16 protein-coding genes are annotated in these 15,368 nt (G+C 58.5%); 11 read left to right on the top strand and 5 right to left on the bottom strand.

Features of this window, described 5'->3' with window-relative positions; translation table 11 throughout:
- Positions 1-35: 35 nt before the first annotated feature.
- Positions 36-1,493, bottom strand: a complete 1,458-nt coding sequence (locus NFR41_RS04100) for a LuxR family transcriptional regulator (RefSeq protein WP_251230818.1) — start codon at positions 1,491-1,493, stop codon at positions 36-38.
- 74 nt (positions 1,494-1,567) lie between these two features.
- On the opposite strand from NFR41_RS04100, the gene NFR41_RS04095 reads away from it, so the two are divergent.
- The 10 genes from NFR41_RS04095 to NFR41_RS04055 all read left to right on the top strand — a co-directional run bounded on the left by NFR41_RS04095 (position 1,568) and on the right by NFR41_RS04055 (position 10,672).
- Positions 1,568-1,882 (top strand): type II toxin-antitoxin system RelB/DinJ family antitoxin, encoded by a 315-nt coding sequence (locus NFR41_RS04095; RefSeq protein ID WP_251230817.1) that lies wholly within the window; start codon positions 1,568-1,570, stop codon positions 1,880-1,882.
- Positions 1,866-2,315, top strand: a complete 450-nt coding sequence (locus tag NFR41_RS04090; protein WP_251230816.1) for a type II toxin-antitoxin system VapC family toxin — start codon at positions 1,866-1,868, stop codon at positions 2,313-2,315. Before NFR41_RS04095 ends, NFR41_RS04090 begins: the two co-directional genes overlap by 17 nt.
- A gap of 22 nt (positions 2,316-2,337) precedes the next feature.
- Positions 2,338-4,521, top strand: a complete 2,184-nt coding sequence (locus NFR41_RS04085; RefSeq protein WP_251230815.1) for a RecQ family ATP-dependent DNA helicase — start codon at positions 2,338-2,340, stop codon at positions 4,519-4,521.
- Positions 4,521-4,889 (top strand): type II toxin-antitoxin system Phd/YefM family antitoxin, encoded by a 369-nt coding sequence (locus tag NFR41_RS04080; protein ID WP_251230814.1) that lies wholly within the window; start codon positions 4,521-4,523, stop codon positions 4,887-4,889. The genes NFR41_RS04085 and NFR41_RS04080 overlap by 1 nt, the downstream gene beginning before the upstream one ends.
- Complete coding sequence (locus tag NFR41_RS04075; RefSeq protein ID WP_251230813.1) at positions 4,886-5,290, top strand: type II toxin-antitoxin system VapC family toxin; 405 nt, start codon at positions 4,886-4,888, stop codon at positions 5,288-5,290. The genes NFR41_RS04080 and NFR41_RS04075 overlap by 4 nt, the downstream gene beginning before the upstream one ends.
- Positions 5,291-5,554: 264 nt before the next feature.
- A complete protein-coding gene (locus tag NFR41_RS04070) occupies positions 5,555-6,631 on the top strand; it encodes a metallophosphoesterase family protein (protein ID WP_251230812.1) in 1,077 nt (358 codons plus the stop codon).
- Positions 6,628-9,600, top strand: a complete 2,973-nt coding sequence (locus tag NFR41_RS04065; protein WP_251230811.1) for an AAA family ATPase — start codon at positions 6,628-6,630, stop codon at positions 9,598-9,600. The genes NFR41_RS04070 and NFR41_RS04065 overlap by 4 nt, the downstream gene beginning before the upstream one ends.
- A gap of 106 nt (positions 9,601-9,706) precedes the next feature.
- Complete coding sequence (locus tag NFR41_RS10575) at positions 9,707-10,012, top strand: type II toxin-antitoxin system RelB/DinJ family antitoxin (protein WP_432762686.1); 306 nt, start codon at positions 9,707-9,709, stop codon at positions 10,010-10,012.
- Entirely contained in the window at positions 10,009-10,458 is a 450-nt protein-coding gene (locus NFR41_RS04060; RefSeq protein ID WP_251230810.1) for a PIN domain-containing protein, read from the top strand. The genes NFR41_RS10575 and NFR41_RS04060 overlap by 4 nt, the downstream gene beginning before the upstream one ends.
- Before the next feature lie 76 nt (positions 10,459-10,534).
- Entirely contained in the window at positions 10,535-10,672 is a 138-nt protein-coding gene (locus NFR41_RS04055) for a hypothetical protein (RefSeq protein WP_251230809.1), read from the top strand.
- 603 nt (positions 10,673-11,275) lie between these two features.
- Here NFR41_RS04055 and NFR41_RS04050 read toward each other — a convergent pair.
- Positions 11,276-11,680 carry a type II toxin-antitoxin system death-on-curing family toxin gene (locus NFR41_RS04050; RefSeq protein WP_251230808.1) on the bottom strand — a complete coding sequence of 135 codons (405 nt, stop codon included), beginning with the start codon at positions 11,678-11,680 and terminating at the stop codon, positions 11,276-11,278.
- Positions 11,625-12,227 carry a virulence RhuM family protein gene (locus NFR41_RS04045; RefSeq protein WP_251230807.1) on the bottom strand — a complete coding sequence of 201 codons (603 nt, stop codon included), beginning with the start codon at positions 12,225-12,227 and terminating at the stop codon, positions 11,625-11,627. The genes NFR41_RS04050 and NFR41_RS04045 overlap by 56 nt, the downstream gene beginning before the upstream one ends.
- A 316-nt stretch (positions 12,228-12,543) precedes the next feature.
- Between NFR41_RS04045 and NFR41_RS04040 the strand changes: the two genes are divergently transcribed.
- Positions 12,544-12,993 carry a type II toxin-antitoxin system VapC family toxin gene (locus NFR41_RS04040; RefSeq protein ID WP_160213124.1) on the top strand — a complete coding sequence of 150 codons (450 nt, stop codon included), beginning with the start codon at positions 12,544-12,546 and terminating at the stop codon, positions 12,991-12,993.
- Between the two features lie 123 nt (positions 12,994-13,116).
- Here the strand turns inward: NFR41_RS04040 and NFR41_RS04035 are convergent, their stop codons facing one another.
- Together NFR41_RS04035 and NFR41_RS04030 are read right to left on the bottom strand one after the other, a co-directional pair.
- A complete protein-coding gene (locus NFR41_RS04035) occupies positions 13,117-14,004 on the bottom strand; it encodes a proline iminopeptidase-family hydrolase (protein WP_251230806.1) in 888 nt (295 codons plus the stop codon).
- Positions 14,005-14,191: 187 nt separating this feature from the next.
- On the bottom strand, positions 14,192-15,088 hold the full coding sequence (locus NFR41_RS04030) for an acetamidase/formamidase family protein (RefSeq protein WP_251230805.1): 897 nt from the start codon (positions 15,086-15,088) through the stop codon (positions 14,192-14,194).
- Positions 15,089-15,368: the final 280 nt, after the last annotated feature.

The raw sequence follows: 15,368 nt of genomic DNA, 5'->3' as shown, positions 1-15,368 counted from the left end.
TACGTTCGGCTCTCTGCTACCGGCTGTCGCGGGCGTCAGACGAAGTGCTCGTTGACGTTGTCGATGAGCTCCTGTCGGGAATGGACGTCCATCTTGCGGTAGATGCTTCTCGAATGGCCTTGGACGGTCGAGGGGGAGATGTACATCTTCTCCGCTATGCCGTTGACGCTGTAGCCCTGGTACAGGTACTGCATTACCTCGATTTCGCGGGGGGACAGCCTTTTCTCCCTTCCCGCCGATTCGCAGAGTCGGGCGTTGTACTCCTTTGCCGAAACCTGATGTTCCTTGCTGCGGCGGAAGAAGACTATCGCCAGCGTTGCGGAGACGACGATGAGGCAGGCGATGGTCACCAGCGAGGTCACGGGGATGATCATCGGAGATTGGTAGAGCGCTACGAACTGGTTCAGCGGTGCTGCGATACCGTTCGAGAGCAGGCTGAGCGCGGCGATGGCCAGAATCCCATAGAGGGAGAACGCGACGATGGGGGAGGTGCGCGAGGATTTGACGGCGAAGAGCGCTGCGGTCATGAGCAGCGCCTCGTAAATACGTTGGGAGGTTTTGAGCAGCGCCACCCCGTGGGTGGTCGCCCCCTGGAAGGAGAGGAACACGGTGGAGAGCAGCGCCGTGAGGAACACGAGGGAGCACAAGGAGTAGAGCAGGACGAGCGCATCAATGGACAAAGGGGCGTATTTGGTGAGGAGCGCCAAGGAGGCGAAGACGACTATTGCCGAGTAGAAGGTGAGCGCCCGCTCGTCGAAGGCGATGGAGTCGATGGTCGGGTCCGAGAGCAAGCGGGAGAAGATTGCCGACAGGATGCAGAGGAACGAAGCCGAGGCGAAGAGAATCCACACGCTCGTTCCGTCGGTGAGGGGCTGGCCTTGGCTCGGGCTGCCCGCGCGCTTCGTGCCGGCTGGATCGTCGCAGGCCCGAGATGGGAGCAGCCATAGGATCGAGCCGGCAACTAGGGGTGCGAGGAATATGCTTGCGGTTCCGACGGCCGGGACAAGGAGGAAGACGAACCGGTAGATTTCGGAGATTGCGAAGGTCGCGGCGACGATCGTGCAGGCGCTTCGTGTGTCTATCTGGGCGATTCTGCACCCTGCGGCGGGGAGGTAGAGTGCGGGGTAGAATGCCATGAGCGCCAAGCCGAGTATGCAGAAGATTGCCCAGCCCATGGGCTGCGAAATCGCAACGGCCACGGCGCCTAAGACGCCAGAGCAGCTGGCAAGCGCCAGAGGCCAGCGCTTGCTTTCGAGTGGTTTGGCGAGCGGCTTTTGCAACACGAGAATTCCCACGAGCAGAATCGCAGTCAGCACCTGGAGCAGGGCGTAATCCTCGTAGATTTGGTTTTGGAATGGCGCGGGTTCGAAGATGCCGAAGAGCGGATAGAACAAGGAGAACGACCGGGTGGAGACGAACGAGGCGAGCGCGGCTGCCGTTGCGATTTGGCGGCGCATGCTCCACGGAGATGCGGACACACCAGTGTGGTTCATTTGATCATTCCTCCCCCTAGACGGAATGGGGGGAGTATAGCACTTGAGAATCTTTGGATTGGAAGCTATATTGTATGACATGTCATACTAAACGGGAGGTAATCATGGAGTCGGTGCTGACGGTTCGACTGGATGCTTCTGTGAAGGCCGAGGCCACGGCGGTCATGGAACGCTTGGGAACTACGCCCTCCCGAGTTGTGCGCAGCCTGTTCGATTACGCTGTGCAGCACGAGGCGCTTCCGCCGTTTGCTGACGCGCGTCCGGCAGAAGAGGATATTGCGCGCCGTATCAGGGCGTTCGACCAGTGCCACACGCGTACTCCGTTGACGCTGTCCGACGACGAGCTGCGCGAAGAGCGCCTGAGGGGCCGCTATGGACTTGATGCTTGACACGAACATCGTTCTGGACCATATCGGTCGCCGCGAGCCGTTCTACGAGCTGTCCCGTCGCACGTGCCTGCTCGGCATCGTGGGGGAGGCGCGCACCTTCGTCACTACCAGCACGGTCACCGATCTCTTCTATCTGCTGCGGAAGGACTTCGGCTCGGTGGAGGCGCAGCGGATGATCCAGGAGGATCTGGGCTTTTTGGAGATGGTGAGTGTTACGCCCGACGATGTGGCCGAAGCGCTTGCGCAGCGCTGGACGGACTTCGAGGGCTGCCTGGTCGCACGCTGTGCCCAGAAGGTGGGGGCCGACTATATAATCACACGCAACGCCGACGATTACAGGCGCTCGACGGTGCGGGCGGTGACGCCGCAGCAGCTGTTCGACGAGCTGGACGCGCGGGGTATCGTGTACTGCGAGATTCCGCTGCCGGCGTAGAGCGCGAAGGGGAGGGAGCAGCGTGCAGGACGAATCAAGGCAGCTGCCGCTTCGGACGGCATGCCGCGTGCTGGCCGACGTGTTCGGCTACCCGTCGTTTCGCCCGGGCCAGGGCCAGCTAGTGGAGGCGCTGCTGGCCGGTCGCGACGTGCTGGGGGTTATGCCCACGGGCGGCGGCAAATCGCTGTGCTACCAGGTGCCGGCTCTGGTGCGGTCGGGGGTGGCGCTGGTCATAAGCCCGCTGGTATCGCTTATGGACGACCAGGTGCGGGCGCTTTCCGACGCGGGCGTGCGGGCGGCGCTGCTGAACTCGTCGCTGTCGGCAAGTCAACAGGGCGCCGTGATGAACCAGGCGCTGGCCGGCGCCTTCGATTTGCTGTACGTGGCGCCCGAGCGGCTGTCAGACCCGCGCTTCGTCGATTTCGCTGCTCGGGCAAGCCTTGCGCTCATCGCCGTGGACGAGGCCCATTGCGTGTCCCAATGGGGCCAGGACTTCCGGCCGTCATACCTGACCATCGGGCAGTTCGTGGCAGCGCTTCCGAACCGCCCGCCTGTGGGCGCCTTCACGGCCACGGCCACCGACCGCGTGCGGGCCGACATCGTGCGCCTGCTGGGGCTGCGCGACCCGTTTACCCTGGTCACCGGCTTCGACAGGCCGAACCTGCACTTCGCGGTGGAGCGGCTGGAGCCCAAGCGCAAGATCGCACGCATCGCGGCGAAGGCTCTGGCGCGCCCGGCGGATTCGGGCATCGTCTACTGCAGTACGCGCAAGGACGTAGAGAAGGTGCACGAGGCCCTGGTGGCTGCTGGGGTGAAGGCTACGCGCTACCACGCGGGCTTGAGCCATGAGGAACGTGCGGCGAACCAGGCGGCGTTCATCAACGACGATGCGCCGGTGATGGTGGCCACGAACGCCTTCGGCATGGGCATCGACAAGTCGAACGTACGCTACGTGGTGCACCACAACATGCCCTCGTCCATGGAGGCCTACTACCAGGAGGCGGGGCGCGCGGGACGTGACGGTGAGCCGGCGGAGTGCGTTCTGTACTGGAGCGATGGCGACATCTCTACTGGGCGGTTCTTCATCGAGCAGGAGTCGGAGAACGAGGAGCTGACCCCCGAGGAGGCCGAGCGGGTGCGTGCTGTGCGCCGGCGCATGCTGGAGTCCATGGTGGGCTACGGCTACACCACCGAATGCCTGCGCCGTTACATCCTGCGCTACTTCGGCGAGGAGATGGGGGCGGAAGGCGCCCGGGGCGCGGATGTTGGCGAGGGGCTGGGCGCGGGTGTGGGTGGCGACCCGGCAGGCAGCGGGCTGGTAGGCGGCTCGGCCGACGAGGCTGGCGCGGGTGCGGATGGGAAACGAGGAGCCTGCGGGAGCGAGCCGTTCGCGGGGCATGCGCGCGGTGCGGAGGCTGCGTCTGCCGATGAGCTGGCCGAGCTTTCGCGGGGCTGTGGGAACTGCGGAAACTGCGACGGTGGCTTCAAGGCGGTGGACGTGACTGCCGAGGCTCGGGCGGTCATGCGCTGCGTGCAGGCCATGCGCGGACGGTTCGGGAAGTCCCTGGTAGCCGACGTGCTGCGCGGCATGGGCAACGAGCGCGTGTGCGCCCTGGGGTTGCAGAAGCTGCCGTGCTTCGGCGACTTGGGGGAGGGCTGGAAGGGCCCGGGAAGTTCCGCCGCGTCGCCGTCGCTTGTTCGCGAGGTGGTGGAGCTGTTGGCTGCGGGCGACTACCTGGTGGTCACCGAGGGCACGTACCCGACCGTGGGGTTCGGGCCTCGGTTTCGCGAAGCTGCAGCCGCTGATTTCAAGCTGCTCATGAAGCAGGCCGAGCGTGCGCCGAAGTCCGCGCGCGGGTGTGCGGACGCTCGCAGCAGCTTCGGACAGGGTTCGGGCAAGCGCGCGTTCGGCAGCGCGGGGGGCTCGGGCGAGCTGTCGGGCCGCACCTTCGGCGCCCGAGCGGCCGATTCCGAAGCCGAGGCCCTGTTCGAGCAGCTGCGCGCCCTGCGTAAGTCGCTGGCCGACGCTATGGGCAAGCCGCCCTACGTGGTGTTCTCCGACGCCACCCTGCGTGCCATGGCCACCGCCCGCCCCGCCACTGACGAGGAATTCCTGGAAGTACCAGGTGTAGGCCTCACCAAGCTCAAGCGCTACGGAGACGACTTCATGGCTGTCATCAGGGAGTTCGAAAAAGGGGAGCAGTGATGGCCGACGAAGCGACAACGGTTGTTTCAGCCGTTTCGCCGGGCAGCGCGCTGGCCGCTCGGCGAAAAGATGCCTCCCGTGCTATAATTCTGGCTAACCTAGCCAGAAATGGAGGCACCATGTTTACGGCGAATGTGCTCGAGGCGAAAAATGGGTTGTCGGGGCTTCTTCGATTGCTCGAAAGCGGGCAAGAGGACTGCATCATCATCGCACGACACAACAAGCCTGTGGCGAAGCTTATGCCTTTCGTCGAGAAGACGGTCTCGCGGCGTATCGGCGCTGCTTCCGGCCAGAGCCTCTACGTTCAGGATTGGGATTCTGACGAGTCAAATGCCGAGGTGGCGGCGTTGTTCGGAGCAGAGCTGTGAGGCTTCTGCTTGATACTCACATCCTTCTGTGGGCGTTGACGGACGACCCGCTGCTGCCATCTGCGGCGCGAACGCTCATCTTGGACGAGTCGAACGAAATCACCTACAGTGTTGCCTCTGCGTGGGAGGTGTCGATCAAGCACAGCCTGCATCCCGACCGGATGAAAGTCGGTGCAAGCCAGTTCGTGGAGTTCTGCGAGGAGGCCGGCTACGAGCCGCTGCCCCTCTGCAATCGCCATGTAGCTGCTCTGGAAACGCTGCGCCGCCCCAGCACTGCCCCGTGCCACAGCGACCCCTTCGACCGAATCATGGTTGCCCAGGCGAAAGCCGACAACCTGCTGTTCATCACCCATGACGCCCTGATCGCGCACTACGAGGAGCCGTGCATCCTGCCCGTATAGGAGCGAGGTGCGTGGCTGTGGCGAGGCATCAAGACGTGCTCTAGGCAATCCCGGTTCTTTGATCAAGGGAGGAAGGTTTCACGGCTTTGTTGCCTCGATGTGGCAAGAAGCCTGATATGCGTGCTTCACTCTGACGGTCAGGAAGTGTGTTTATGACAGCTGATTCGGAATCTAGGGCCAATCTACCTTGCTGTATAATTACGAGGCGTATAGCGGGGTGTATACCAATTCTCTTCATCGGACGAGCATACTGAATGGAATATCATGACCAAGATACTTCACTGCTCCGACCTTCATCTCGATTCAAAGATGGAGTCAAATCTTTCTCGCAAACAGGCAAACCAGCGTCGCGCGGAGATAAGAGAGACGTTTGTTAGGCTAATTGAATACGCCCAGGAAAACGATTACTCTGTGGTAATAATCGCAGGAGATCTTTTTGACGAGTCTCGCTGCAGCTTGACGACGAGCGAGTCTGTTCTCGAGGCAATTCGGGAGGCCTCAGAAATCGACTTTCTTTATCTTAAGGGAAACCATGATGAGCGAAACGCCCTCGCTGACATTGACTTACCGAGCAACCTCAAGCTTTTCGGAAGCGAATGGGTTTCGTATGATTATGCGGATGTACGAATTAGCGGCATCGAGATTGACGGAACCAATTTCAAGACCATGTATCAGAGTTATTCTGCAAAGCCTGGCGCAAAGAACGTCGTTGTGCTGCATGGGCAGGTTTCATCTCAGCCAGGATGCATCGATGTTTCTATCTCCGATTTGAGGGGTAGGGGTATAGACTATCTTGCTCTGGGACATCTTCATTCGTATCAGATTGGCGAATTAGGCGGAGGTGGTAAGTACTGCTACTCGGGCTGCCTTGAGGGCCGAGGTTTCGACGAGTGCGGGAAAAAGGGATTTGTGAGCATTGAGATTCAGGGGGACAAGCTAGTGTCGGAGTTTGTCCCCTTTGCAAAGAGGACGCTTCATGAGCTGAAAGTAGACGTTACCGGCCTTTACTCGTATCCAGAGTTCGAGAAAGCGCTCAAAGTCGCGGTGAAAGGGATTCCTGCTGACGACCTAGTTAAATTCGTTTTAGTGGGCCAATGTGATCCAGCGGCAAACAAGGATGTTCAATCGCTTGAAAAGGCGATCGAAAGCTCCTTTTTCTTTATCAAAATATCGGACATGACAACCTTGAAGATCGACCCCTCAGATTATGTTAACGATGTCTCTTTAAGAGGTGAATTCGTCAGGCTTGTTCTTGCCCGAGATGACATTTCTGCCGAAACTCGCGACAAAATACTGTTGAGCGGACTCAGGGCTATAGCGGGAGAGGATATTCGCTTATGAAGCTTAAAAAGGCCCACATTGACGGATTCGGATGCCTGGAGAACCAGGATTTCTATTTCGAAGACGATGGCCTGTCAGTTTTTCAAGAGCCGAACGGCTTCGGCAAGACAACCATGTCAATTTTTATCAAGTCGATGTTTTATGGCCTTGTCGGAAATAGCCGTTCGATTGAAGGAAACGAGCGTCGGAAATATCAACCATGGCATGGAGGAGCGTTCGGAGGCTACCTTATCTTTGAGCATAAGGGGGAAGAGTATAGGGTCACACGCGCTTTTGGTTCCGTAAAGGGAAAGGATCGCGTAGATCTTGTCTACGAAAGAACTGGCAAGAGGGTGACTAGTGTTGATGCGGGATCTAGCTCAGAAGGGCTTGGGGTTGAGTTTTTTGGTCTTGACGCCGATTCATTTGAGAAGAGCGTCTTTCTTCCCCAAGGCAATGCGCTGAGCGAGTTTTCGACAAGCAAGATTTCCGAGAAGCTTACCGGCATGATTGAGCAGGCGGGGAGCGCAGAGGGATATGAAGGGGCAATCGAGCGGATTAAAAAAGCACGCAAAGAGCTCAAGCCTTATCGGGGGACTGGTGGAAAAGAGGAATTTGTTTCTTCGAGGATGACGCAAGTGGAAAAGGAGATGTCCGAAAAGAAGCAAGACGAGATTTTGCTGGCTGCGTTGAAAGAGAAGATCGAGGGAAAAAGACAGGACCTCTTCAATCTGAGAATGCAAATCGAGGAAATTCGAAGCGATATTCAGAAAGCGTCTTCTGCGGATGCGGTGAAAGCTTTTGTTGACCGCCGCAATGAATTGGTCAAAAGAATGGGTGAGTTGCAAAAGCGAATCGAAGCCCAAGAGGTGAAGTTCCCAAAGCGAATTCCGACAGAAGAAGAAGTTAACCAGCTTTTAAACTTGTCACAGAGATGGTCAGTGTTGATTGAGGGGGTTCAAGACCGATCTTATCTTGACGACGCAAATCGCACCCTTGATGAACTAGGCTGCTTCTTTGCTCAGGGCGTTCCTTTGGAAGAGGAGCTTAAAAAGAAGATAGAGGAGGGCGAAAACCTTAAAGCATATGAGAGGCGATTGGGCAAATCGTTGCTTTCGGACGACGAGGAAGAGCGGCTATCTTATCTCGGGTCCCGCTTTCCCAGAGGGCTTCCTTCTGAGAGCGAGTTCGCGCGAATCCAAGAATGCATGAGCGAGCGCATTTCGATAAAAAGGGATATCGAAAGCGCAGATAACGAAAACAAAATAGCCGCCAAGCGCGTAGAAGAACTCAAAAACTTTTTTGGGGATAGGATCCCATCTGGCGATGCGCTGGCAGAAATGGAGAGGTTGCTCGATGATACGGACGCGTTCAGGAGACGTAGCATCGAGAGGCTCACTCAGCCTAACCCGCAAGAGGAAGATCGGCCTCGCTCCAAAAAGGGTACGACGAGCCTTCTGATGGCTTTGGGTGTGTCGCTGGTTATATTGGCAGGGGTTCTGCTGTGCCTAGCCGTCCCTATTGCCGCTGCGGTTGTCTGTGGCGTCGGCGCGATCGTGTGTTTCGGGGCAGCCTTCGTTCTTTTTCGCAGAGTGTCGCAGCAGCCCCTTTCTTCGGTTGCAAGTGGACGGGATAAGGAGGAGGCAGAGAGGTATGCTGCTGAAGCTGACCGTCTAACCGATGACGTGAAGCGATTTGTTGAGCGCTATTATTCCGACGGGCGACAGCTTAGAGGAGCGCTTGCCAGTCTTAGGGAGCGAGTATCGGAGCTTGAAGGCCTGTCCGAAAAATGCGAGAGGCGAACGAAGGGAATCGAGGAGGCAGAGGGCGAGCTAGAAAAGCTCGAAACGTTCACGCGTTCCTTCTTGGGGGGATACATAAGTGAAGAAGATAGCTTCGAGGGAGCCCTCTCGAAGATGCAAGCAGATGCAGCAGAGTATCGCCTTCTTCAGGATAAACGCACGAAGCAGGCAGAAGCGCAGGAAGAGCTTGCTCCTGAGATTAATAAGGTTGCCGATGGTCTCAGGGTTTATCTCAGGGACTATGGGAGAGAGGTGTCTTGTGGCGGGGATTATGCGGCGGAGATAGAGGCGCTTGGCCGGGATGCGCTTGCTTATCAGAAGGCGTGCGATGTTGTTCGGGGGCATGAAAAAGTAGAGGAGGAGAAGAAACGCCAGATAAGCGAAATCCAGGGCTCCGCGTTTGCGATTTTGGAGCAATGCGGCCTGCCTAAATCTTTGAGCAACGACAGCCTTTTGGATATAAGGGACGGAAGAAAGAATCTCTGCGATTTGGAAGAGGAGTTGGCGCAAGCAAAAGACGAGATGACTTCTTTCCTGGCGAGCAATTCCGACGTAGCTGAGATGGCTGAAGCTGAATTGAATGTAGCCCAAGACGCGAGTCTCGCAAAGCTTGCAGACGAAGAAAAAAAGCTTCTCGAAAAACTTGATGTGTGCCGGCAAGAGCTTAGCAAAATGCATGAAGAGGAAAGGGTTTTGTCCCAACATGTTTCAGAACTTGTGGCTCTTGAGGATGAGCTGGTCGATGTGCGGGAAGCGCTTCGTGAAATAAGAGATCGAGTCTGTATCCTCGACGAAACCGAAAGCATGCTTAAAGAGGCAAAAGAGTCTCTGTCCCGGAAATATCTAGGCCCTGTTACTGCCGCATTTGAAAAGTATTCACAATCGTTGTTCGGCGATTCCAGCTCATTTAGGGTTGACGAGGGCATGAAGGTGACGATTGAGCGCAAAGGGGCATTTAAAGAGGCCGGTTATCTTAGCGCTGGAATGGCCGACATGGTGGGTGTATGCATGCGGATGGCCTTAGGGGACGCTCTTTTCGAGGAAGAAGATTCGTTTATTTTTCTAGACGATCCGTTCGTCAATCTAGACGACGAATATCTAGACAGGGCGCTGCGTTTGCTCAGTTCGGTTGCTGAAGGAAAGCAGATTGTCTATCTTACCTGCCATACTAGCCGAGTGCCTGATTAGGCGCCGCGAAGGCCGGTTGGAGGGGTGCTCTAGCGAGCGCCGACGGCTGCCTTTTGTTTGCATTACGTAATGCAAATATGTTATCATAGGCGAAAAGGAGGCGGCTATGGCTTTGGCTGGAACCATCAATGCGCGGTTGGACGAATCGCTGAAACGGCATGGGGGTCAGGTTCTCGACCGGAACGGGCTGTCGGCTACCGAAGCGGTTCGGCGGCTTTATCAGTACCTTGAGCGGGAGCAGCAGGTTCCTTCGTGGATGCTGGACGATGCTGGCTCATGCGAAGAGACGGCTCGCAAGCGGTTGAGGCTGAGGCAGCTCGTGGGGTCTGCGCCCCTTGAGGCGGGTTGCGATGCGCGCGATGAGTATCGGGCTCATGCGTTGGAGAAGTGCGCTCCGGGGGTTCGAGAATGAGGGTGCTTCTGGACGTCAACGTTATCGTGGACATTCTTGGCGCCACCGAAGACGTGCTGTATTCCGCGCAGGCCCTAGACGTTATGCTGCTGCGTGGATTCGAGCCGTGCATGGTTGCTTCCGAAACGGCCACGGTGCAGTACGCGCTGGCGGCTCGCAAATACGCCTCGGACGAGCGGGCCATGGAGGCAATCGAGGGTATTTCCCAGCTGCTGACCGTCTTGGATGCGACCGAGGCCGACCTGCGCAACGCCCTTCGCAATCCGTTTAGCGACTTCGAGGACGCGATGCTGGCGTGGGCCGCTCATCGTCACGGCGTCGACCTGGTCGTGACACGCAACCTTCGCGATTTCCGCAACTCGCCCGTGGCGGCTCTGTCCCCGCAGCAGTTCTGCGACGCCTACCGCCCGGAAGGCTACGATTACGATTTGATAGAGTTAGGCTAGGGGTAGCGGGCTGAGTGCGGTAAGCCGCGGCTGGTCAGACTTCGAGGACTGCCTTATAGACTGCTGCGCCGAGAAGGTGAAAGCCGACTATCTGCTCACTCGCAACCAAAGCGACTTCGTCCGTGCGCACGCCAAAGTGGCAAGCCCTCAGGAATTCTTCGACTATCCGGAAGAACAGCACGGCCTGGTGTACGACGAGCTGAAGCTCGAATAGGCCGTCAGCCCCCCGTCTTCCACAAAACCATGTAAAACCGGAAACATCAGCCAGTTGAGGTGTAAAAGCGGAAATTTCAGCCAGTTAAAAACTGGGGACTGACCAGGTGGTTTTCTGAGAAAGTCCTGGTCAGAGAGCGAAAATTTTTTGGCTGAAAACGCCGGTTTTGCATGTGGCGGGCGCTTGCTGCGGGCGCTTGTGCTTGCTTGCGCCCCTGCGCCTGCTTGCGTTCGCCACCTCCCTGCGTCCGCCCTCTATGCCTGGCTTAAGCGTTCTCCCAGATCGATGAGCTCTTGGCGGTGGGCGAGTTCCAGGAAGAGTACAAGCGCACCCTCGAGATTTGCCAGCGCCTGTCGCCAGCAGAATAGAGGAGAAGGGCTGCACGGGCATTTTGGCACAGCAAACCCCCAGCTTGCCGCGCATGCGAGCCATCAGCTACTGGGCTCTATGGTGGGCCGTCCTTGCACGACCCTCTTGAACATCGGTGTCCCTTTCAGCTTCTCGCGCAAGGGTGGCCCAGAGGGATGCTCGTCGGATTACGGCCGGGGCTTGGTGCTTAGAGCCGAATAATCGTAGTCGAAGGCTTGCGCTCTTCGATTCTCCCTATTGATTGCCGAGCGCTAGGAAGTTCATTACCAGCGAGACCATGGCTTCCTTCTCGTCAGGGCGTGATTCTGCGATCATGATGGTGGTAGCCACCAAGGCGTTGTCGCCGATGCACTTGCGGCCGTTCTCGTAAAGAATCCCGTTGCGGTCGAGGAAGTATAGGAAGAGGCTGGCTGCGATGCGCTTGTTCCCGTCGTGGAACGAGTGGTTCTTTACTACAAAATACAGCAGGCTCGCGGCCTTTTCCTGAACCGAGAGATAGATCTCGACGCCGCCGAAGGATCGGTAGATGACTGCGATGCTGCTCTGGAAAGAGTCATCTTTCTCCACGCCGAAGATGTCGCTTTCACCAGTGAAACGCAGACTGTTGATAAGGTCGCGGCATTCCTCGTAGGAGAGCACGTATACGCCAGCGGATCCGTCGGGGCGTGCGAGACGCTGATGGTCGTAGTCGTCCAGCAGATCGAGGGCCGGCGTAGCTCCTCACTATTTCGAGGATCTGCGAGGCGCCAATCTCTTGCGGAAAGCGTTCCATAACCGAAATGACCTGGGCTAGCTGTGCCAGGCGCTTTTCGTTCTCGGCTCGGCCCTCCACGATGTAGCGGCGCAGAACGTCGGTGGCCCAACGGCGGAATTCCACCCCACGTTGGGACTTCACCCGATAGCCAACCGAGATGATGACATCTAGGTTGTAGTGGGCTGTGCTGTACTTCTTGCCGTCCTTGGCAGTTGTCAAGAAATCCTTGACAACTGCTTCTTTCTGCAGCTCGCCTTCCTTGAAGCAGTTGTTGACGTGAAGGCTGACGTTCTGCTTTGTCGTGCCGAACAAACTCGCCATCTGCTGTTGGCTCAACCAAACAGTCTCTCTGTCAGAAGCGACATCCAACCTCACTTCCCCGTCGGAGGATTCGAAAAGGACGATATTCGATGTGCTGACCGCCTCGGGCATGGTGATCCCCTTTCTTGCTGGACGGAGAGTGGCGAGCGAACAGCCAGGGTTGCGGTGAAAGAGCAGGTGACCAGCCTTCTGCGCGAAATGGGGTCGACGCTCTCGCAGCTGGTGAACGCTGCTTACGAATACGTGCTCGCCGAGCGAAAGCTGCCTCGGGCGGGTGCTCGTTTGGGGGAAGGAGCGGTCGCGCCTCGGCAGCTGACCCAAGAACAGATCCATCGCATAGCATCTGCGCTTGAGGCGATGCACGTTGGACCTGCCGAGGACGATCGGGCGCTTGACGAGCAGCTTCGGGAAGCGAGGGATGAACGCTATGCGGCTTTTGCTTGATACGAACGTGCTCATCGATTTGTATACGCAGCGACCTTCGGAAGGCGACATTGCCAAGAAGCTTCTGGTCATGCGAGAGTTCGGCGATGCCGAGCTATGGACGTCGGCCAAATCGCTCATCGACATCTTCCATGTGCTGCATAAAACCTATAGCAGCGAGCGCATCCAAAGCGCCTTCGAGGAAAGCTTCCAGTGGCTCGAGGTATGTTCGGTTGACTTCGGGGATTTGCGGCGTGCCGCGGAAAGGAAATGGTCCGACTTTGAAGGCTGCCTTGTTGACTGTTGCGCCGAGAAGGTTAAGGCCGACTATATACTCACGCGCAACCAAGGCGACTTCGTGCATGCCCATGCGAAGGTGGCAAGCCCGCAGGAGTTCTTCGACCATCTGGAATCTTACTATGGCATCGTGTACGAAGAGGCAGGGCTTGTCTGACGGTCTGCGCCGAAAGACGGGGCGTTCATCAGGCCTTTAAGCGGCCCTATGCAAAGGCGCCCCGTCTATGGGAGGCGGGGCGCCTTGGGCTTAACCGTTTTAGGTATTGAAGGTATTGACGCCTTACTCGTACTTACTGATGAAGTTCTCCACGGCTTCCATGCACTCGTTGGGGTGGGTGAGGTTGGCGATGTGGGGTGCGCCGGCGATGAGAGTCCACTCGCAGCCGGGGATGAGATCCACGCCTTCCTTGATGACCAGCGGGGTGCCCTCGTCGTCGGTTCCGGAGAGCGCCATGCACGGCACCTTGATGTTCTTCACGCCCTCGCGGATGTCCCAGTCGCGCATTTTGCCGGTCACCACGAACTCGCTGGCGCCCTGCATGATCATGTAGCATTCGCCCACGCCGGCGAAGCTGTCCTTGAGGTACTGGGGGTAGTCCTTCTCGTACACGCCCGTGACGTGGCGCTTGTAGTACTCGTCGTAGGCGGCCTTGGCCTCGGGGGTGTCGTAGTTGCCAGTGCGCTCGGCCTCGGCGATGGCCTTCTGCATGTCCTCGGGCATGTAGCCGATCAGGCGGTTCGCCTCGTCAAGCCAGGTCTGGATCAGCACGGGCGACGAGTTGATCACGAAGGAGTTCACGCCGGTGTCGTCCTTCATCATGCACAGCATGCCCAGCATGCCGCCCCACGAGTTGCCGAACAGGTGGATGTCGTCCAGCCCCAGCGCCTTGCGCACGGCGTAGAACTCGTTGACCCACAGGTCGTAGGTGTAGAAGTCGTCCTCCTGGTGCGGGATCATGGACTTGCCGCAGCCGATCTGGTCGTAGAACACGATCTGGCGGCCGTACTTGTCGGCCATCTCGGCGTAGGGCAGCAGGTAGTTGTGGCAGTCACCGGGGCCGCCGTGCAGGATGAGCAGGGTCTTCTTGCCCGGTTGGTTCTCGCCTACGATCTTGCAGTAGGTCTTGAACCCATTGTAGTCCACGTACTCTTCGCGAATCTCTGCCATGGGAACCCTTTCTCTCTGGTTGAGGCTGGCAAGGGAGAAGCATAGCGCATCCCCCGTGGGGTAAAGCGTGTATTTCGGGCACCTTCGCGCAAAAAAGTGCACGAACATGCCCGGTATGCGTGATTCAGGGTGAAGCCGGAGCGTGCTGCGGGCGCGGGATCGCGGTCGGCGCGGTACCGGCTTGATGCTACAGCGTGAAGCCCAGGCCCTCCAGCACGTACTTCGGAACCATGAAGCGCACGGTCTTCTCCGGGTCAACCATCTGGCATACCTGCACGTCGGCGGTTAGGGACAGCAGCATGATCAGCTCGTCCTTGCCTGCGCCGGTGCGGTCGTGCAGCAGGTCCACCATCTCGTGCACGGCGCGGTCGGCGGCGGCGTCCAGCGACTCGGCCGATGCGATAACGCCCAGGTGGGTTACGGTTTCGATCAGCGGGTCGGTCAGCGCCAGCTCGGGCAGCGCGGTCAGGGTCACCGTGGCCCAGCCGGCAACCTCGGCGCCGGAGACGCTCACCTCGCCGTCGCCCATGCAGGCGTGCATATCGCCGCAGCCGAAGAGCGCACCGTCCACGGCCACGGGGAAGTACAGCGTGGCGCCCTGGCCGATGGCAGTGTTGTCCATGTTGCCGCCGTGGCTGCCCGGGGTGCCGCAGTTCACGGGCTCGCCTGCCGGCGCCACGCCGATGACGCCGATCATGGGGGCCAGCGGGATGCGGATGGAGTCGTTCCACACCAGCTCGTTGCCGTCGATGGAGCACAGTTTCGTCGACCACGCATCGAAGTAGTCGCCGCACACGCCCTCGCCCGCGCCGGTGCACGAAGCGGTCTGCGGGTCCAGCTCGATGCGGTCGATGGACACCTTCAGCGCCCCTCCCGCCACGGCGCCTTCCACGTAGATGGGGCCGGTGGCCGGGTTTATGCGATCCCAGTCGATCTCGTCCAGCACGTCGTCGGCGGTCTGGATCTGGTTGCCGAAGCAGTCCTTGGTGCGGATGCGCACAGTCTCGCCCGAAGGCACCGTGACCGCCGGCTCCAGGTTGGGCGCGAAGGCGTAGATGACTTTGCTGTCATTGAGTTCCTGCATGGATGGGCCTCCCCATAGGTTGCCGTCCGCGCAGTTGACCGGAAGGGGCTCGGTTGCCTGCCGCTGTCTTGCACCGCTTCGAAAGCGGCTGGTCGGAAGGCCGATCGCACCCGAAAAGCGTTCCAAGCGCGGAGCGTTTGATACACGACCCGTTCATATTAGCCGTCTTTTACGCAGAAATTTGTAAATAAGTTGTAACTTCACGAATAGAAGAATGACTAATTGGAGTATCGTTCATCCAACGTTTTTCTGTTGCGGAGATGCATCGGAAAGGCCGGTG

This window comes from Adlercreutzia aquisgranensis, from assembly GCF_943193145.1.
GTDB classification, from domain to species: Bacteria; Actinomycetota; Coriobacteriia; order Coriobacteriales; family Eggerthellaceae; genus Xiamenia; species Xiamenia aquisgranensis.
The sequence above is the reverse complement of the archived record's forward strand: the minus strand, read 5'-3'. Positions and strand labels throughout refer to the sequence as shown.